We start from the raw sequence: 19,282 nt of genomic DNA on the forward strand, positions 1-19,282 counted from the left end.
TCCCTGTGGGCGCGGCCGCTACCGCGCCCCTTCATCGCTTATTCCGTCGTCTGCAGCCGTTCAGCCAATCCGCTGCGACGCTGGGTCGGCGTGCGAATGGCCCGCAGCAGCACCGCGTCCGTGGCGTACAGCGAGAGCTGCTGACGCGCACGGGTGATCGCGGTATAGACCAGCTCACGCGTCAGCACCGGCAGGAAATGGTTCGGCAACACCAGAACCGTATGCTCAAACTCCGATCCCTGGGACTTGTGCACCGTCATGGCGTAAGCGGTTTCATGCGCCGGCAAACGGCTCGGCTGCACCGACTTGATGCTGCCGTCCGGCAGTTGGAAATGCACGCGCAGCTCGCCGCGCTCATCCGGCAGAGTAATGCCGATATCCCCATTGAATAACCCCAGCGCGCTGTCGTTGCGGCCGATCATCACCGGCCGCCCCCGATACCAGCGGCCGAGCACACCCGGTTTGCGGTCGATCAGGCCGGCGCGCTGCAGCCCGAGTTCAATACGTTCATTCAGGCCGGCGACGCCGAACGGCCCTTCACGCAGCGCGCACAGCACCTGGAAGCGGCTAAAGGCGGCCAGCACCGCCGCCGCATCCGCGCCTTCGGCAGTCAGCCGCAGATAGTCGCGATAGCCCGCCACGCACGCGTCCAGCAGCGCCTGATACTCTTCGCTCGTCGCCAGCGCATAGCCCGCGACATCGCCGAAACGGCCGTTTAATGCCGCCAGCGCGCGATCCCCCGCACCGGCGTTGACCGCCAACGCCAGTTGACCGATGCCGGAACGGGCGTCGAAGCGATAGCTCTTACGCAACAGGCACAGGCTGTCGCGCACCGCCGCTTGCGCGTCGGCCCGCTGTCCTTCGATCGAACAACCGGTCAGGCGGCTCAGCTCTGCGGCGCGCGCCTCGCTGTATCCCTGCTCGGCAAAACGGCAAATATCCCCCAGCACCGCGCCGGCCTCTACCGAAGCCAGCTGATCGCGGTCGCCGAGGAAAATCACCCGGGCCCGATCGGGCAACGCCGCAATCAGGCGCGCCATCATCGGCAGATCGACCATCGAGGCCTCATCCACCACCAACACATCCAAATGCAGCCGGTTACCGCGGTGATAGCGCATGCGCTGACTGTTGGGTTGCGCCCCCAACAAACGGTGCAACGTCGCCGCCTCCGTGGGGAACAACGCCTGCTGCGCCGGGGTCAACGCCAGCTGACGGCTGGCGCTGCCAAGCGACTCCGTCAGGCGCGCCGCCGCCTTGCCGGTTGGCGCCGCCAGCTGAATCCGCAAGCGCGCGCTTTCATCCAGCTGCACCAGCGCCGCCAGCAGTTTAGCGACGGTGGTGGTTTTACCGGTGCCCGGTCCGCCGGAAATCACCGCGATGCGCCGCGTGGCAGCCACCGCAGCAGCGATCTTCTGCCAGTCGGGTTCATCGCTCGCCGCGCCGAACAAGCGGTCGAGAATGGCGCGCAACGCCTCCTCCGGCACCGTCAGCGATTCACCTTCACCGCCGATAAACGCCGCCACTTCACCTTCGTTTTGCCACATGCGTTGCAGATATAAGCGCTGCCCACGCAGCACCAGCGGCGTAGCGCCGCTGCCGTCCCCAACCGCCGCGCTGCTCGCCAGGCGCTGCTGCCAACGTGCGCTATCCGGTCGCCCGGCCGCCTCCCACAGCGCCAGCGCCAGCGCCGGTTGGCGCCCTTCAAACAGCGTGTCCGCCTGCAGCTGCTCCAGCATCAGGCAAACATGCCCCGCCCCCGCCTCTGCGCTCAGACAGGCGGCGGCCAGTAAAATATCAGGCTCGTCTTCGCTCGCCACCACGCGGGCGAACTGCACGTCCAGCGGGCGCAGCGCGCCAAGCGCCACCGCCTGCTCCAGCAGTGCGATCATGATTTTTCCTCCGTCGCCGCAGCTTCGCCGCTGAACAAGCTATCCATTCCCGCCACCAGCTCAAACGCGGGGAGACAGGTGAAAATGCCGTTGCCCGGGTGCGCCGCATCCACGCCGCGCAGGAACAGATAAATCACCCCGCCGAAATGGCGCCGGTAATCATAATCCGGCAACCGATGGCGCAAATAACGATGCAACGCCAGCGTATACAGCTGGTATTGCAGATCATAACGATGCTCCGCCATCGCCTGCTCCATCGCCGGCCGGGTATAGGCGCTGCTGTCCTCCCCCAGCCAGTTGGACTTGTAGTCCAGCAGGTAGTATTTGCCTTGCCAGCAGAACACCAGGTCGATAAAGCCTTTCAGCATGCCCTGCACCTGATGGAAATCCAGCGCCGGGCAGCGGGCGGAAAGCGGATCGTAACGCTTCACCAGAGCATCGAGCTCCTTCGCCTGCAACAGCCGGTTAATCGGTAAATAGAACTGCAGCTCTGCCTGCTTATGCTGCGGCGTCAGCGCCGCCAACGTCACGCCGCTGTCATCGAGCGGCGTATTGAGCAGCACCTGCATCCACGCCAGCAGTATCGGTTGCCAGTGTTCGGCAAACCCTTGCTGCTGCAGCTGTTCCAGCAGCCACTGTTCGTCGAGCGGCTGGGTGAAGTCCAGCGTTTCAAACAGGCTGTGCAGGAAGGTGCCGGGCGTTGCGCCGCGCGGGAAGGTATGCGGTGTAAGCGCTGGCTCACTTTCTTCCCCGCGCTCACCGGCCGCGTCGACATCCAGACGCGGCAGCAGATCCTGCATCAGGCTCGCGCCGTGCTGTTGCAAACCGGTATAGCTGGTCACCCGCCAAAAATCCTGGATCCGCCGGGTAAAGCTTTTCGCCGCCAACGCTTCGGCCAGCGACGCCTGGGGTTGCCAGGGTTCTGCATCCGGCGGTTCAACCAGCGACAGCGCGATACCGCCACCCACCAATTGCTGCAGCCGCTCCTGCAGATACACGGCGTCGCCGGGCTGCCCGCCCTGCACCAGATAGCCCAATGCGCTGCGGTGCAGGTCGGTATCGCCCTGTTTCTTGCGCGTGCCCTGGAACAGCGGCGCAATGCCGATACTGCAGTGGTACACCGAGCGGGTCAGCGCCACATACAGCAGACGCAGATCCTCCGCCAACCGCTCCTCCTCCGCCCAGGCCTGGCTCTCTTCATTGGCGTCGAGGTCCAGCAACGCCTGGAAACTGTGGCGATCGTGATACAGCGCCTGCTGCTGCTGGCGGAAGTTGCCGACGAACGGCAGCCACACCAGATCGAACTCCAGCCCCTTGGACTTGTGGATCGTGATCACCTGCACCAGATGCCGGTCGCTCTCCAGCCGCAGTTGCTGATTGTCGGACTGGCGATTAGGCTGAGCGATCTGCTGCGCCAGCCAGCGCACCAGCGCATGCTCGCTGTCGAGCTGCGCCGCCGCTTCTTGCAACAGCTCCCCCAGATGCAGCACGTCGGTCAAGCGACGCTCGCCGCCGGCGCTGGCCAGCAGGTTCTCCGCCAATTGGCGCGTTTTCATCACCTCGCTCAGCATCGGCAACACGCCGCGGCGCAGCCAGAGCGTGCGGTAATTGTCGAATTCATTAACCAGCGCGTCCCAGGCGCGCTCATCGCGGCTCAGGCCGTCCAGCGTCGGCGCGTCCAGCCCCATCAGCCCGGTGGCCATGGCGCTGCGCAGCGTGCGCTCCTGCTCCGGCGCCAACACCGCCTGCAGCAACCACAGCAGGTCTTTGGCCTCCGGGGTGTCAAACACGCTGTCGCGGTTGGACAGGTAGACCGACGGAATAGACAGCGCGCTGAGCGCATCGCGCACCAACGCCGCCTCGTTGCGGCTGCGCACCAGCACCGTGATATCAGAGGCTTGCACCGGCCGTGACGCCTTGCCGCTCTGCAGCCGCGCCAGGCCCTGCTGCCCGGCGCTGAGCCAGTCGCGAATTTGCGTGGCGCACAGGCGCGCCATTAGCTGTTGGTAATCACTTACACCCGCGCCTTCCCCCTGCTGCAGCCAGAATTGCATCGCCGGCTGCGGCTTGCCGTGCAATTCAAACGCCAGCCCTTGGTTCTTTTCCGCCGCGTTAACCTCAATAAAGGGGATTTGGCCGAACAGGAAAGGTTTTTCTACCTGAGAAAACAGGTGATTGACGCTGGCGACCATCGACGGCGACGAGCGCCAGTTGGTCTCCAGCGTATAGTGGGCGCTCACCTCTGAACGCGCGCGCATGTAGGTAAAGATGTCGGCGCCGCGAAAGGCGTAAATCGCCTGCTTGGGATCGCCGATCAGCAGCAGGCCGCAATCAGGCCGGCCGACGTAAAGTTTTTGGAAAATACGGTATTGCTGCGGATCGGTATCCTGGAATTCATCGATCATCGCCACCGGATAGCGCTGGCGGATCGCCTGCGCCAACTGTTCGCCGCCGCCGCTTTGCAGGGCGCTGTCCAAACGGCTGAGCAGGTCGTCAAACCCCAGCTCGGCGCGCTGGCGCTTTTCCTGCTGAATGGAGGTGCGGATCTCGCTGAGCGCGCGCGCCATGATCAGGTCGCGCAACGTCAAGGGTTCATCGAACAGTTCGTCTATCGCCGTGAACAGCGCATGACGCGGCGGCTCGCCCTTCTTGGTCTTCTCCAGCAGCACCGACTGGCGAAACTTGTCCAGCTCCTTCGGCAGTTGGTAATCCTGGGTCTCCTGCCCGCTCCATTCGCCGACCTTGTTCAACCAGTTCGGCAGGTGTTTGCTGCTGTAGCTGCGCTTATCGACGCCGGACTGGGCGATTAACGCCTCAAGATCGCCCGCCGCCGCCCGCCATTGCGCCTTGATGGCGTCGATGCGCGCGACAATCTGCTCGTGGCGCATCAGAACGGTTTCTTCGTCCTTCGGTGGTCGCCGCAGCGCCGGCGCTTCACCGTGCAGATAACCGGAAAGGTCGGCCAGCAACGCTTCCGGGCCGCTCCACTCCTGGCTGATCGCACGCGCCACGCCCAGCGGCAACGGATAGCAATGACGGCGCCAGAAATCGGCGCAGGCCTGCCGCCGCAGCGGCAGTTCGTCCTGCACCAGCGTTTGTTCAAACAGCATGCCGGACTCGAAGGCGTTGTGGGTCAACATCCGTTGGCAAAAACCGTGGATAGTGTAAATCGCCGCTTCGTCCATCTGCCGCTCCGCCGCCAGCAGCTGCGCAGCGGCGTCAGACAAATCGTCAATTTCTTCCATCAGCGCCGAAAACAGCGGGTTAGCGCTGATGCCGCGCACGCAGGCGATGCGCAGCCCGTGGATATTGTCACGGATACGCCCGCGCAGCTCCTCGGTGGCGGCCTCGGTAAAGGTCACCACCAGGATTTCTTCGACCGTCAACGGGCGGGGAAACGCCGCTTCCCCCCCCAATCCCAGCAGCAAGCGCAGATACAGCGCGCCGATGGTAAAAGTTTTACCGGTGCCCGCCGACGCCTCGATCAGGCGTTCGCCAAACAGCGGCAGCGTCAGCGGTTCTAGCCTCTGCGGGGCGACTTCCGTCATGGCGTAGCCACTTTACGCGGCAGGATCTGCTGCAATGCCGACGCGTTCGGATAGGTGACCCAATCCTTAGGCGCCGCGTAATCCGCTTTGTCCTGCCCGCTGCCGCTGACCTGCGACAACACCGCCAGCCCCTGCGGCTGGATCACTGCCTGGTGGAAATAATCCGCCAGTTTGGTCGGCGTCAGCTGTTGCACCTGCGCGATCAGCTTCTGGCGGGTATCAAAGGCGAAGTTGCCGCGATCGAAATCATTGGCGAACCGGCTGGCCTCCTCGCTGAGGGTTTGCGGCCGCTGTTTGAGTTCGTTGATCAGCGCCTGTTTGTACTGCTCAAAATCGGCCTCGCTCATTTCACGCAGGCGTTTCTCGGTTTTCGGATAGAAATCCTGATAGCGCTGGTACAGGTAGGCCGGCTGTTTGCTGTTGCTCTGCAACAGGAAGCCTACGCCCCACTGGCGGCCCACCGACATCGGGAAGGCAAAGACCGCATACCCCAATTGTTCCTGAGTGCGCAGCTGGCTGTAGAACCACGGCTGAATAATCTGCCCCAACAGCGAGCTGTAGGCCATGCCGGTCACTTCGTCGTAACCGGTCGGTACGTAGACCGCCGCCAGCGCCGAGTCGGTGCTGCTGCCTACCTGTTGCAGGTTGGCCAGCTGATTCTTGTCCACCACCACGTCTTCGCCGTGCCACCACTCAATACCGGTACAGCCCAGACGGTGCTTCAGCGTCGACGCCAGCGTATCGACCTGTTGCTTGCTCATGTTGCCCACCACCAGCAGCTCCGGCGTGGCCTCGGCCAGCAGGCTGTCGCGATACGCCAGCACGTCTTTCAGCGTCAGCGTTTTCAGCACTTCGCGGCGCTCGCTGCGTTCGGAATACGGCACGCGGGAAACCATCTGCACCGGCTGAATGGCCAGTTCAAACGCCTTGCCCTTCTCGGCGGCGTCCAACTGCTCCAGGTACCAGGACTTGGCCTGCGCCAGCTGATCTTCCGTCGGCGTGAAGCTGGAATAGCCCTCGATCAGCGCCGTCAGCAACTGCGGCAAGCGCTGGGTAAAGCCGTTGGCGTTAAACATCAGGCCGTTGTTCGGCGACGTCGAGAAACTCAAACCGCCGACCGAAGCCTGATAGCTCAGCTGATCCAGCGCCAGGCCGGCCAGATAATCCGTCAGCGAGAACAGCACCTGGTTGCGCGCGGAATCCATGGTCTTGGCGTTGCGGAAAGCGACGGTGACATCGGCCTTCGGCTCATCGGCGAAGTAACGGCTCGGCATATACAGCACGCGCAGGCCGGGCTTATCCACTACCATTTCCGGCTTTTTGAATTCATGCGACGGTTTGGTCAGGGTGAAATCATCCGGAATGTACGGGTTGAGCGCCGGCAATGACAGGGAAATGCCGCTGCCCAACTGCTGCCACTGCGTAAAGCGCTGTGGCGTGATTTTGTCGACCTGGTAAGGCGCATTGACGAAATAGGCCGTCTTGTTGTGCGGCTCATCGGGGCTGACGAACCAGATGCGCGCATTTTGCGGCGTCATGGCATCCAGACGTTCAGCGATCGCCTTAGGATCATAGCGATCGGCCAGGTAAGGCGCGTCCAGCGCATGCTCAACCGGCACGCGCAGCATAGTGTCCACCAGCCATTCGATGTAGTCCATGTCGCGCGTGATCGACGGATAGCGGAAGTCCAGGTTCAGAACATGCGAGATTTCGTCGAAGTAACTCTGCTTGATACCTTCGCTGCGCAGCATTTTCAGGTAGTTGAAAATGGCGGCGACGACTTGGTCGCGCTGGGCCAAGCCTTTGTCAGTCAGCGAGACGCTGATGGCGAAGACGCCGCCGTTGCGATCCACCATCGGATCGGCGCCGGCATTGATGGCGTCCGCCAATCCCTGCTTCTGCAACCAGTCGGACAGGGTATTTTTACTGCGGTTGCCGATCAGGTAACCGATGTAGGTATCGGTTTTGCTGCGAAACGCGGCGCTGTTGTTATCGATGCGGAACTCAACCTTCAGCTGCTTGCGCGGCTGCGCCGGCACATAGTGAATGATGATGCCCTGCTGCTCCGGCGTGACGGCCGGTACGGTGATCGGCGGCACGCTGGCGTCATGATTCGGCACGCGGCCAAAGGTTTTTGCGGCAATGTCAGCCAGCTGCGGCAGCGGTTGATTGCCGTACAGCACCCCCATCATCAGATTGGCGGAGTAGTAGCGCTTATAGAACCCCATCAGCTCATCGTGTAACTTGCTGCCCGGCTTGTCTTTCAGCGTGTCCAGATTACCGCCGGAGAAGCGCGCGCTCGGGTGCGCCGGGTTGAGGGTTTCCGCACCGACCTGCGCCATACGCATGCCGTCGCGCGAACGCGCCATCGTCAATTCTGCATTCACCGCGTTGCGCTCGCGATCGGCATTGCCCGGATCCAGCAGCGGCTCCGCAATGGCGTCGGCCATGCGATCGACCGCCGGCTCCAGCGCGTCATTCTCCACTTCCAGATAGAAGGCGGTGCGATAAGAAGCCGTGCTGGCGTTGTGGCTGCCGCCGTGCTTTTTCAGGAATTCGGACAGGTTTTCCGGCTCGGGATAACGTTTGGAGCCCATCAGCACCATATGTTCCAGATAGTGCGCCAAGCCCAGTTGGCTGTTCGGATCTTCGAGCGACCCGACCGGCAATGCCAGCGCCGCCAGCGATTTCGGCGCCTGGACATCGGACACCAGCAGCACCGTCATGCCGTTAGCCAACTTGATCGCCTCGTACTGACGCGGATCGTGCTCACTCTTGTTGATCTTCTCCGCCAGCGGTTGCCATCCTTGTGCGGCCCAGCTCAACGGCGCCCAACACATAGCCAATAATACCAGCCCGGTGATGCGGGCCAACTGTCTGCGCATATCCAAAATAAACCCCTATTCTGACATCGCCACGCCCACTCCCTGACGCTGGCGACGTACATCAAAACCACATAACCAAATCTGTACTCGCCGGGTTCTTCGCCAATGTGGCGCCCCAAAACGCGGCGGGTATATGCCTGTACGTTATGTAAGACCGGGAATTACCCCAATGGTTGAATATAACCTTCGTTATTTTTACCACCTCCCGCCGCACAGCACCACCGGGGGATTGTTACCCCAGGTTATGACACGCCACCGGCAGCAGATAACGCTCTGTTTCGGCCAGTATTTGCGCCAGGTAGTCATTGTCCAATTGGCGGAACACTCGCTGAACATAGGGATCTTCCCCTTCTCCGGGAATACGCTGATCGCCCTGCCAAGCCTGCAGCAATTTGGCGCGAGCCTTTGCTTGCGCTTCTTCCTCCCAGTCGATTTGCTGCGTTTCCGGCTGATAGCACTGACTCAGCCACGCCCAGCCGCTCTTGTTCAGCAACAACAGCGGCTGACACAGACCGCGCTGATAGCCCGCCAGCAGTTCCGCCAGCTGCGCCTGCGCCTCTTCAGGCGCAAGCGCGGCAAAGCGCCAGGCGGAGTTCTTGCGACCGTACATGCGGCTCTCGCCGGTGCCGCCGGCGCAGCAGTACACGAGGTGCTCCAGCCACAGCAATATGCCGTCCACCGCCGACAGCGTAGCGGGCCGCCAGCGCAACAGGCCGTCATCCTGCACCTGATGCAGCCAGCCGCTGAGGCGCACGCCAGCAATATCGATGTCCAATTCCAGGCTGTGGCTCTCTGCGCGTTCCGCACGCACCTGCTCGGCCAGTTCGCTCATCTCTTCCTGCTGCTTTTGCCAATAGATCTCGCCGAAGGCGCCATAGGGCAACCCCCCGGCGGCGCGCACCCGTTGGAACAACCGTTCGGGATCGTCGCCGTCAATCAGGGTATTCAGCAGTTGGCTGTTGAACTGGTAGCGGCTGAGGTTATCCAGCGTGAAGGGCTCTTCGTCCGGCAGCTCGGTCTCTTCCAGGATAAAGCTGACGCCCAACCGCAGCTGGAAGAAGGCGCGAATAGGATGGCGGTAAAACCGCAGTAGCTCATCCAACGCTATTTGCTGCAGCGTTTCGGCGGGCAGCAGCTGGTTGAAGGCCGGGTGCGCCGCCCCGCGCCCGTCGGCGGCGGGCAGCCACTCGGCGGCATAGCTTTGCGCTTCCGAGCCCGGCAAGAAATTCTCGGCGGCGAACGGCATGCGCGCATGCCACTTCAGCAAATGCTCGCCCACTCGCCGGGCGCTGTCGTCTGCGGTGCACGCCTCGTCTCCCGGCAGGCAATAGCTTTGCTCCAGATACTCCAGCAGCTCGGTAACCAGCACCGAAGGATAGCGCGGGCTGTTGTCCTGAATGGAACGGCCAATGAAGCTGATATACAGCCGTTGTTGCGCGGACAGAATCGCCTCCAGGAACAGATAGCGGTCGTCATCGCGCCGGCTGCGGTCGCCGCGCTTGACCTGCTGCGCCATCAGATCAAAACCCAATGGCGGCAACGTGCGCGGATACACGCCGTCGTTCATGCCCAGCAGGCACACCACCTTGAACGGAATCGAGCGCATCGGCATCAGCGTACAGAAGTTGATTTGCCCGGCGAGGAAGCGCTGGCTGATGCGCTCCTGATCGAGGCGCGCCGCCAAATCGTCGCGCAGAATCGTCAAGGGCACGTCATCCGGATAGCGCGCCGCCAGGCCAAAATTGATGGCCTGTTGCCACTGCTGCTCGATCAATGCCAGCACCACTTCGGTATCGCTATCCGCTTCGAAGAAGGCATCCAGCAGCTGTCGGCACAGCGGTAGCCATGCCTCGAGCGAGCGCGCTTCGCTCAAGACTTGCCGCCAATGGCTCAATTGGGCCAGCAGATCCGCCAACTGCCCCGCCAGTTCGGCGACCAACCCGCTCGACTCGTCGTAAGGCAAAATGCCCTGCCAATCGCCGGCGTTGCTGTCCATCGCGTAACCGAGCAGCATGCGCGTAATGCCGAATCGCCAGGTGTGCTGGCCCGTGGCGGGCAGATCCAGTTCTCGCACGTTATCGTCGTCCAGCCCCCAGCGCACGCCGGATTCACCGACCCAGTGACGCAACAGGCGCAGCCCCTCTTCGCCAATGGCGAAACGGGCGGCCAGGGCCGGCACTTCCAACAGCGCCAGCACCTGTTCCGACGTAAAGCGGCTTTGCGGCAGATCGAGCAGGGAGATGAACGCCTGCAAAGCCGGATGCGCCTGTCGCGCTTTACGGTCAGAAATGGCGAACGGCAGGTAGCGCTCGGCGGGAGCATTGCCGAACACGGCCTGAATATAAGGCGTATAGCTGTCGATATCCGCCACCATCACGATGATGTCGCGCGACGTCAACGCGGGATCCTGCGCGAGCATGGTCAGCAGTTGATCGTGCAGCACCTCCACTTCCCGCTGTGGGCTGTGGCAGGCGTGCAGGCTGAGGGAACGATCTTGCGGATCGAGCCTGCGCTTGCTGAAACTGCTTTCCAGCGTTTCTGCCGTGATGCCGATCACCGCGTGATCTTCCAGCTCCAGCATATCGCGTTGAACGGCGTGCAGCATGGTATCCGCCGGGATATCGACAAAGGCGTCGACCTCTTGCGCCCCTTCCATCTGCGACAGCAAATAGAGGTGATCGCGCCCGAGCTTGCCCCAGGAGGCCAGCAGCGGGTTACTGAGCTGCTGCTGCCCTTCAGCATCAAACAGACGCGCCGCGTCAGCCGGTTCGCGAAACAGCCCTTGCTCGCGCGCCTGATGATAGTGACGGCGCTTGCGGCTCTGCAAGCGGGCCAGGAAAGCGTAATCCTGAATGTCGCCCCAGTAATAACGACAAGGGTTGGTGAACATCAGGTGGATATCGATATGCCGCCCCAGCGCCTGCAGCGCCTCCAGATAGACCGGCGGCAACGCCGAGATGCCGCAGATAAACACCCGCGGCGGCAAACCGGGCGGACACGTTGTTGCCTGCTCCAGCGCGTGGATAAAGCGGCTGTACAGATTGGCGCGGTGCCATTCCGGCTGCCCCAATTCGCGCGTGTACTCCACCAGCCGCGCCCAGAGCGGCGCCTGCCACTGCTGAGCCTCGGGCAGACCGTCGATGCGTTCGCCGCGCTGCCAGCTCTCCAGCCACTGCGGGCGATAAACCAAATACTGGTCGAAAAGGTCGGCAACCCGGCCGGCCAATTGGTGGATTTTTCGCTTGTCGCCGTCATCGGTGAGATAGTGCTGCAGTGGCGCGAACGCCGGCTGGGTCAGCATCTCCGGCAGCAACCACATCAGCTTCCAGGTCATGGCGTCCTTGCTGAAGGCGCTCTCTTTCGGGATATCCGGCAACACGCGGGTGAACATGTCCCAAATGAAGGTCGCCGGCAGCGGAAACGCGACATTGGCGGCGATGCCGAACTGCTCCGCCAGCTGCATTTGCAGCCATTGCGCCATACCGGGGCTCTGAACCAGCACCACTTCCTGTTGAAAAGGATCGGCCAACGGATCTCTGGCTATCAGCGCGCTGGTCAGCGTTTTCAATAAATCCAGCTGATTGGAATGATAAACCGTGAACATGATGGCTCCTTTAAAACAAGATACGTACCGGCTCAAAAACGGGTGCAATACCAGCGGCTCAGCGTCGCCCACTGCCGTTGCGGAGTTTGTACTCTGACCGTCAATCGGCGGCAATCCGCATCCGCGCCGTCGAACGCCGTCTCGCGTCGCCAGCCTTCCGGCAGCGGTTCGGCATCGAGCCGACCGGTGACGGCGAATGCCTCCAACTGCTGATGCGCCATCACCCAGGCTTGCCGGTAGTGCCACTGGCGCTGGAACGACTGCAACAGCACCTGATGATACTGTAACAAGCCCAGCAGCGACACCGAGAACAACAATGCCGCCACCAACACTTCCGGCAGGCTGAAGCCGTTGCGGGATAACCGCCCTGCGCGAGCGTTAACCCTCACAGTCGGCCGGCCTTTTCTCGGGGCAAAAATCCAGCCGGCCGCCCGGCTGCGCTTGCACCCTGCCGACCGATTCCGCACCGTCAAACGCGCCCCATTGATACAGCCAAAGCGGCTCACCGCCGCGCATCTCCCCAAGGCCGCGTACCGTCACGACGCCCGCTCTGGCAGACAGCCGGGCGCAGGCCGTCAGTTCCGCGCGCTGCCTGCATAACCAGGCCGCCGCACTCAGCTCGGCGCGCGGCCAACGCTGGAGCATGCCCCAACTCAGCGCCGAAGCGGCCTGATTGTAAGCCTGGAGGTAGCGCTGCTGATCGGCGGCCAGTAACAGCGCGTTATCCAATTGCCGGTGCTGGGCATTGAGCAACATCAACCCCAACGCCAACAGCAACATTACCGCCGCCAAAGTACTGCCGCCTCGCTGGCTCCACCGGTTCATGGCAACGCCGCCATTTCGATGCTCCCGCTCAGGCTGCGCCTGATACGCGCATCGCCGACAGAGCGCCCCGCCAGAGTCAAACGGGCCAGCGCACCGCCATGCTCCCCGCGCTCTATCGCCACATGAAACCGCTCAATCTGCACTTCGTCACGATCGAGCAGCCGCTCCCAGCCGCCGCCGTCGCATTGGCTTACGCCGCGCTGCCCTTCCAAGCCGCCATTGCGCAGCCGATAACCGAAATAACCTGCATCCTCGCCCGAGGTGAGCCATTGCCCGCTGCGGGTGATGTCGTAAGCGACGATAACGCAGCTGCCCGCCGCTTCTCCCGCCGCCTGGCCGATCAGCAGCGGGCGGCCGGCGCACTGCCCGGCACAGAAACCGGCGCGGCGCAGGTCCTTCTCGATGCCGAACGCCAGTTGCCGCAGCGTTGACTCCAGCCGAAAATGCTGGCCGACGGCCACGTTTTGCTGGCGCAACAGCGGGTAGGTTTTCGCGGCGCCGAGCGCGATCACGCTGCCGAACACCAGCGCCAACATCACCTCCGGCAAGGTAAAACCGCGTTCGACAGTCAGCATGGCGCGATCCCCCTTATCCGGAGCCCTTCGCTGCACAAACGCAGCCGCCCTCGGGCGGACAGCACCAGCCGCAGGCCGCCTGCCTCGTTGCTGAGCAGGATGTGCCCCGCCTGCGCGGTATTGCGCAAGCCGTAAAACCCGATCTCTTTGTCGGTGTAGCCGCTCAAAACGACGTCGCGGTAAGACGGTGAGAAAACGGAACCCTCGGCGGAAGCGCAATCCGGCGGCGGCACACCGCCGCCCAGGCACCAGGGCGTGCCGTTCTTGAACCACAGCAGCGTCGTGCGGTTGCGCCAGTTGGCGTCCGCCTGCAGTCGCAGTAAAAATGCCAGCAGCTGCTGGGCAGTATGTTCCAGGCGCAACGTTTGCTGATGGTGGCGCCATTGACCGACGCCCCAGCCGGTGAGCATGCCGGCGATCAGGAGCGCCGCCAACAGCTCAATCAGCGTCATGCCACGCTGGCGGTCATCGATGTTCGAGAGCGTATTTTCTTTCATGCGGCCAGTTTAAGGGCCGTAACAAGGCGGTAAAGCCGCATGCGCAAGCCTTGCGGCAAGCTGCGCAATGTTTTCCCTATAGCGACAAATGGCGACAATAAAATGCGGCGCGGCGCGCAATGCGGATAAAAAAGGGGCGCAATCGCTGCGCCCCTGGTGTGATGCGGTTAAGGTCAGATCGCGACCGGCGCCTTGATGGCCGGGTGCGGATCGTAACCTTCGATCTCGAAGTCTTCGAAACGGTAATCGAACAGCGAAGCCGGCTTGCGTTTGATCACCAGCTTCGGCAACGGACGGGGTTCACGCGTCAACTGCAGCTTCGTCTGTTCCATATGATTACTGTACAGATGGGTATCGCCACCGGTCCAGACGAAGTCGCCGACGTCCAAATCGCATTGCTGCGCCATCATATGCACCAACAGCGCGTAGCTGGCGATGTTGAACGGCAGGCCGAGGAACACGTCGCAGGAACGCTGGTACAGCTGGCAAGAGAGTTTGCCGTCCGCCACGTAGAACTGGAAGAACGCGTGGCACGGCGCCAGCGCCATCTGGTCCAGCTCACCGACGTTCCAGGCGGAAACGATGATGCGGCGCGAATCCGGATCTTGTTTCAGTTGCTGGAGCACGTTGCTCAGCTGATCGATCTGACGACCGTCCGCCGCCCCCCAGGCTCGCCACTGCTTGCCGTACACCGGGCCGAGATCGCCGTTTTCATCGGCCCACTCGTCCCAAATGGTGACCTTGTTGTCACGCAGATAGGCGATGTTGGTATCGCCGTTCAGGAACCACAACAGCTCATGAATGATCGAACGCAGATGACATTTCTTGGTGGTCACCAACGGGAAGCCTTCCTGCAAATTGAAACGCATCTGGTGGCCGAAAATCGACAACGTGCCAGTGCCGGTACGGTCGGCTTTAGGAGTGCCCTCGGCGAGCACCTTGTTCATCAAATCCAGATACTGTTTCATTTGTCCCTCACGACAGTTGTTGCTGCGGGCGACGACGGTACGCCCAAATCATCATAATAACACCGGCCACCACCATCGGGATGGACAGGATCTGCCCCATGCTGATCACGCCGTCGAACAGGCCAAGCTGGGCATCCGGCTGGCGGAACGCTTCAACGATGATGCGGAATGCGCCATAACCGATCAGGAACAGGCCCGATACGGCACCCATCGGCCGCGGCTTGCGGATGAACAGGTTCAGAATGATAAACAGCACCACGCCTTCAAGCAGCAGTTCATACAGCTGGGACGGGTGACGCGGCAGCACGCCATACTGATTCAGCAGCGGCAGCAGAGAAGGATCGGCGGCGGCGAGCGCCACGTCTTCGCTGCGCGAGCTTGGGAACAGCATCGCCCAAGGGGTGTCGGTGGTCACGCGGCCCCACAGTTCACCGTTGATGAAGTTGCCGAGGCGGCCGGCGCCCAAACCGAACGGGATCAATGGCGCGATAAAATCGGAAACCTGGAAGAAGGTGCGTTTGGTGCGGCGAGCGAACCAGAACATCACCAGAATCACCCCCATCAATCCGCCGTGGAACGACATGCCGCCATCCCAGACTTTAAACAGATATAGCGGATTATCCAGGAACAACGGCAGGTTGTAGAACAGCACATAGCCCACGCGGCCGCCGACGAATACGCCCAGGAAACCGGCGTAGAGCAGGTTTTCCACTTCGTCTTTGGTCCAGCCGCTGCCCGGCTTGTTGGCGCGGCGCACCGCCAGCCACATGGCAAAAACGAAGCCGACCAGATACATCAGGCCGTACCAATGCAAAGAAACCGGGCCAATGGAGAAAATGACCGGATCAAATTTAGGAAACGCCAGATAGCTATTGCTCATCTATCACCACAACATGTCTGTTATTTTTCCCCATGCGGGGGCGGCAGGTGCCAAACGTCGGCGCAGGTTGTCACACGCCTTTCAAACGGCAGCGTTGGCCGCTGCGGTTTGCAAGACGACGAACATGCGTCGCGCTGAGGTTGCGCATCATAACATAGGCTTAGCGCGGTCCGGGCCGGCAGCGCGGGAAAAGTTCTGTAAAAAAATCACATCGCGCGGCGATTATCTGCCGCCGCGAATCAACCCGCCCATGCCGCGTCGCTCCATAAACGCCGCCACCAAATGGCGCACTTCCGTGGTCATTTGGGTGTTCAACACTCGGTGCGCCAACACTTCGGCGTCGGCAAGATCGATATGCCGCAGCAGGTATTTGATGCGCGCCACGCTGCGTCCGTTCATGCTCAGATTGCGATAGCCCATGCCTACCAGCAACAGCGCGCCCATCGGATCGCCGGCCAGTTCACCGCACAGGCTAAGCTGCAGCCCGGCCGCTTTCCCCTGTTCGGCGATCAGCTTCAGCACCTGCAGCATCGCGGGATGCAGGCTGTCGTACAGCGAGGCTACCCGCGTGTTGTTGCGATCCACCGCCAGCAGGTACTGGGTCAAATCGTTGGTGCCTACCGAGATGAAGTCGACGCGCCCGGCCAAATGCGGGATCAGGAAAATCATCGACGGCACTTCCAGCATCACGCCGATTTTCGGTTTCGGGATCGCGTAGCCAAGCACCTCTTCCACCTCGCGCCCGGCGCGGTCAATCAAGCGCTTGGCCTCATCGACCTCTTCCAGGCTGGTGACCATCGGCAGCAAAATGCCCAGGTTGCCGGTGCCGGCATTGGCGCGCAGCATGGCGCGCACCTGTATCAAAAAAATCTCCGGCTGGTCCAGAGTGATGCGAATGCCGCGCCAGCCCAGGCAGGGATTTTCTTCGCTGATCGGCATGTAGGGCAGTTGCTTATCGGCGCCGATGTCCAGCGTGCGCAGCGTGACCGGTTTGTTGGGGTAAAGCTGCAGCATGCCTTGATACTGCGCGACCTGTTCTTCTTCAGAAGGGAAACCGCTTTGCAACATGAACGGAATTTCAGTGCGGTACAACCCCACGCCGTCCACCCGGCCGCCCAACAGCTGTTCATGTTCCGGGCTGAGGCCGGCGTTCAACATCACCTGAACGCGTTCGCCGCTTTTCAACTGCGCCGGCTGTTCGACGTCGTCTTCCGCCAGCTTGCTCAGTTCCTGTTCTTCGCTGATCAGCCGTTGGTATTCCTGCACCAGCACCGGCTCAGGATCGACCAGCAGTTCGCCGCGATACCCATCAACGATCAGCAGCCGCTGGCTGAGCAGAGAAGGCTGGATGTCGGCGCCCATCACCGTCGGCACCCCCATCGCCCGCACCAAAATCGCCGCATGCGAATTGGCGGCGCCGTCGCGCACGACCACGCCAACCAGGCGATCCTGCGGCACTTCGGCCAGCAATGTCGCGGTCAGTTCATCCGCCACCAGCACAAAACGCGCCGGCCACTGGGTGGCGCCCTGAGTGGTGTCGTCGAGGTGGAACAGCAGGCGCTGACCCAGCGCGCGCAGGTCGCTGCCGCGCTCGCGCATATAGGTGTCCTGCAGTTTGGCGAACTGTTCGGCAAAGGCTTCTATCACCTGCTTCACCGCCCATTCCGCCACCGAGCCGTTGTCAATTTCGGCGAACAATTCGCGCTTGAGGCGGGCGTCGTTTAGCAGGTGAGAATAAAGATCGAAGATCGCCGCGCTCTCTTTTTGCGAGCTGGCGGCAAAACGCTTGCTGAAGCGGCGAAATTCCGCGCCGGCCTCTTCCAACGCCAACGTCAGGCGCTCGCGCTCGCTGGCGGTGTCCAGCGTCGACGCGCGGTAAACCTGATCGAGCGAAGGCTGGCTGCTGTCCTGCCACCCTTCCGCCACCGCTACGCCGGGCGAGGCCGCCAGCGCGCGCACGCGCGTTTGGCGATACTGGCCGAAAATGGCATTAAGCTGCGACTGTGAAAGGATCCCGGCCATCTGCGTGGCCAGGGTGACCATGAACGACTCTTCGCTTTCGTCGAACTGGCGCAGCTCGCGCTGCTGCACCACCAACACCCCCAACAGCTGGCGCCGGTGAATGATCGGTACCCCGAGGAAGGATCGGAAACGATCCTCTTTGACCTGCGGAACGTACTTGAAGCTGGGATGGCTTTGGGCATCGGCCAGGTTGATGGGTTCGGCCCGGCGGCCGACCAACCCGACGACACCTTCGTCAAACGCCAATGCGATAGTGCGCCCGCGCGGCTTTTTCAGCCCGCGCGTGGCCATCAAGTAGTAACAGCGGCGATCGTTGTCCGCCAGGTAAATGGAGCACACTTCGGTGTCCATCGCCAGACAGGTTTCATTGACCAGCAGATCCAGCGCATCCGTCAGACTGGCCGCCGCGGCCACCTTCTCTACAATTTCTCGCAAGCGCGTGAGCATAGTCGGCTTAACTTAACCTCTCTTTCGGCGATAAGCGGGGGCCTGCCGCGGCGCCGCCTGCTCTTGCATCGGCATCACGGTCACGGCGAATTCTTTCATCACCCGGCGGTAGACGTCGCGTTTAAACGACACCACCTGGCGCACCGGATACCAGAAGCTCACCCAGCGCCAACCGTCGAACTCCGGTGTGCTGCTGCGCTGCATGTTGATATCAGCGTCATTGCACAGTAGCTGCAACAAAAACCATTTTTGCTTTTGGCCGATACAAACCGGCTTTGTGTCCCAACGCACCAAACGTTTCGGCAATTTATAGCGCAACCAGTTGCGGGTCGAAGCCAGGATGCGCACATCCTTTTTACTCAGCCCCACTTCTTCGAACAGCTCACGGTACATCGCCTGCTCCGCAGTTTCGCCAGGGTTAATCCCACCTTGGGGAAACTGCCAGGAGTGCTGACCGTAACGGCGGGCCCATAAGACCTGCCCCTGACGATTACAGATTACGATACCAACATTCGGGCGGTAGCCATCATCATCGATCACCGGACTACCTCGATAAGCTTAAATTCGCATAGATGTCCTGATTGTTTCACACAAGCTACAGGCGGTAAACCACTGCTTTACGGCGCTGCGGGCCGGATAACATTGGGATAACTCACAGATATAGGCAAAGTTATAAACATGCATCGGCATTTCAGACCGGTTTTATTCACTTTTTCTGTGGATAGGTGTGTGTAGAACTCGAGGGATAAGCCGGTAAAACTCTCGTCCCCGAAAATCCCTCCTCACACCGAAAAAACAATATTACTCCTAAAAACATATAATTAACCAATATCCCACAGTTATGTACAGGGCAAAAATGTGATCTATGCACGGTAAGGATCTTACCCTGGCGAAAGATCCACCAACGCCGTTTTTATCCACAGATTATCCGGGCAAGTTACGCACAAAACGGACAAATTCGTAAAAAACCGCCCGAGTCAAGGCTGTAAATTGAACCAGTAATCGGTAAAAATTTGGGTTATCCCATAAATCTGTGGATAAATAGGTGTAAGATCCTGTTTATTGTCGGTGGCTTCAGGTGAACAAGCCTCGCGGGAGCATTGTCGCCCGCGCAAGGAAAGAAAAAAAGTCATGTAAAATCA

12 protein-coding genes are annotated in these 19,282 nt (G+C 61.3%); all 12 read right to left on the reverse strand.

Annotated features, from left to right (window positions below):
* Positions 1 to 38 precede the first annotated feature (38 nt).
* The 12 genes from recD to rppH all read right to left on the reverse strand — a co-directional run bounded on the left by recD (position 39) and on the right by rppH (position 18,680).
* Positions 39 to 1,889: an exodeoxyribonuclease V subunit alpha gene (gene recD, locus EDY99_RS16600; RefSeq protein WP_033644856.1), complete on the reverse strand. Its 1,851-nt coding sequence runs from the start codon at positions 1,887 to 1,889 to the stop codon at positions 39 to 41.
* Positions 1,886 to 5,437: an exodeoxyribonuclease V subunit beta gene (recB, locus tag EDY99_RS16605; RefSeq protein WP_046687721.1), complete on the reverse strand. Its 3,552-nt coding sequence runs from the start codon at positions 5,435 to 5,437 to the stop codon at positions 1,886 to 1,888. The genes recD and recB overlap by 4 nt, the downstream gene beginning before the upstream one ends.
* On the reverse strand, positions 5,434 to 8,322 hold the full coding sequence (ptrA, locus tag EDY99_RS16610) for a pitrilysin (protein ID WP_033644854.1): 2,889 nt from the start codon (positions 8,320 to 8,322) through the stop codon (positions 5,434 to 5,436). The genes recB and ptrA overlap by 4 nt, the downstream gene beginning before the upstream one ends.
* A 232-nt stretch (positions 8,323 to 8,554) precedes the next feature.
* Complete coding sequence (gene recC / locus EDY99_RS16615) at positions 8,555 to 11,926, reverse strand: exodeoxyribonuclease V subunit gamma (RefSeq protein WP_123061935.1); 3,372 nt, start codon at positions 11,924 to 11,926, stop codon at positions 8,555 to 8,557.
* Positions 11,927 to 11,958: 32 nt separating this feature from the next.
* Positions 11,959 to 12,315, reverse strand: coding sequence for a prepilin-type N-terminal cleavage/methylation domain-containing protein (locus EDY99_RS16620; protein WP_015378915.1), 357 nt, complete (start codon positions 12,313 to 12,315; stop codon positions 11,959 to 11,961).
* The gene (locus EDY99_RS16625) at positions 12,305 to 12,751 is read right to left on the reverse strand and encodes a YgdB family protein (protein ID WP_033652126.1); all 447 of its coding nucleotides are present in this window, start codon (positions 12,749 to 12,751) and stop codon (positions 12,305 to 12,307) included. The genes EDY99_RS16620 and EDY99_RS16625 overlap by 11 nt, the downstream gene beginning before the upstream one ends.
* The gene (locus EDY99_RS16630; protein WP_101453815.1) at positions 12,748 to 13,326 is read right to left on the reverse strand and encodes a prepilin peptidase-dependent protein; all 579 of its coding nucleotides are present in this window, start codon (positions 13,324 to 13,326) and stop codon (positions 12,748 to 12,750) included. Before EDY99_RS16630 ends, EDY99_RS16625 begins: the two co-directional genes overlap by 4 nt.
* On the reverse strand, positions 13,320 to 13,823 hold the full coding sequence (locus tag EDY99_RS16635) for a prepilin peptidase-dependent protein (RefSeq protein ID WP_046687725.1): 504 nt from the start codon (positions 13,821 to 13,823) through the stop codon (positions 13,320 to 13,322). The genes EDY99_RS16630 and EDY99_RS16635 overlap by 7 nt, the downstream gene beginning before the upstream one ends.
* A gap of 173 nt (positions 13,824 to 13,996) precedes the next feature.
* Complete coding sequence (gene thyA / locus EDY99_RS16640) at positions 13,997 to 14,791, reverse strand: thymidylate synthase (RefSeq protein WP_015378919.1); 795 nt, start codon at positions 14,789 to 14,791, stop codon at positions 13,997 to 13,999.
* A gap of 7 nt (positions 14,792 to 14,798) precedes the next feature.
* Positions 14,799 to 15,671: a prolipoprotein diacylglyceryl transferase gene (gene lgt / locus EDY99_RS16645; RefSeq protein WP_015378920.1), complete on the reverse strand. Its 873-nt coding sequence runs from the start codon at positions 15,669 to 15,671 to the stop codon at positions 14,799 to 14,801.
* 222 nt (positions 15,672 to 15,893) lie between these two features.
* Positions 15,894 to 18,140: a phosphoenolpyruvate--protein phosphotransferase gene (gene ptsP, locus EDY99_RS16650; protein ID WP_033644849.1), complete on the reverse strand. Its 2,247-nt coding sequence runs from the start codon at positions 18,138 to 18,140 to the stop codon at positions 15,894 to 15,896.
* 12 nt (positions 18,141 to 18,152) lie between these two features.
* Entirely contained in the window at positions 18,153 to 18,680 is a 528-nt protein-coding gene (rppH, locus tag EDY99_RS16655; protein ID WP_004931849.1) for an RNA pyrophosphohydrolase, read from the reverse strand.
* Between the last annotated feature and the right edge of the window lie 602 nt (positions 18,681 to 19,282).

The organism is Serratia sp. LS-1 (genome assembly GCF_003719595.1).
GTDB lineage: Bacteria > Pseudomonadota > Gammaproteobacteria > Enterobacterales > Enterobacteriaceae > Serratia > Serratia ureilytica.

Coding starts and splice junctions, on each gene's coding strand:
- recD (WP_033644856.1), bottom strand. CDS start 1,889: ATGATCGCACTGCTGGAGCAGGCGGTGGCGCTTGGCGCGCTGCGCCCG.
- recB (WP_046687721.1), bottom strand. CDS start 5,437: ATGACGGAAGTCGCCCCGCAGAGGCTAGAACCGCTGACGCTGCCGCTG.
- EDY99_RS16630 (WP_101453815.1), bottom strand. CDS start 13,326: ATGCTGACTGTCGAACGCGGTTTTACCTTGCCGGAGGTGATGTTGGCG.
- thyA (WP_015378919.1), bottom strand. CDS start 14,791: ATGAAACAGTATCTGGATTTGATGAACAAGGTGCTCGCCGAGGGCACT.
- lgt (WP_015378920.1), bottom strand. CDS start 15,671: ATGAGCAATAGCTATCTGGCGTTTCCTAAATTTGATCCGGTCATTTTC.
- recC (WP_123061935.1), bottom strand. CDS start 11,926: ATGTTCACGGTTTATCATTCCAATCAGCTGGATTTATTGAAAACGCTG.
- EDY99_RS16635 (WP_046687725.1), bottom strand. CDS start 13,823: ATGAAAGAAAATACGCTCTCGAACATCGATGACCGCCAGCGTGGCATG.
- ptrA (WP_033644854.1), bottom strand. CDS start 8,322: ATGCGCAGACAGTTGGCCCGCATCACCGGGCTGGTATTATTGGCTATG.
- ptsP (WP_033644849.1), bottom strand. CDS start 18,140: ATGCTCACGCGCTTGCGAGAAATTGTAGAGAAGGTGGCCGCGGCGGCC.
- EDY99_RS16625 (WP_033652126.1), bottom strand. CDS start 12,751: ATGAACCGGTGGAGCCAGCGAGGCGGCAGTACTTTGGCGGCGGTAATG.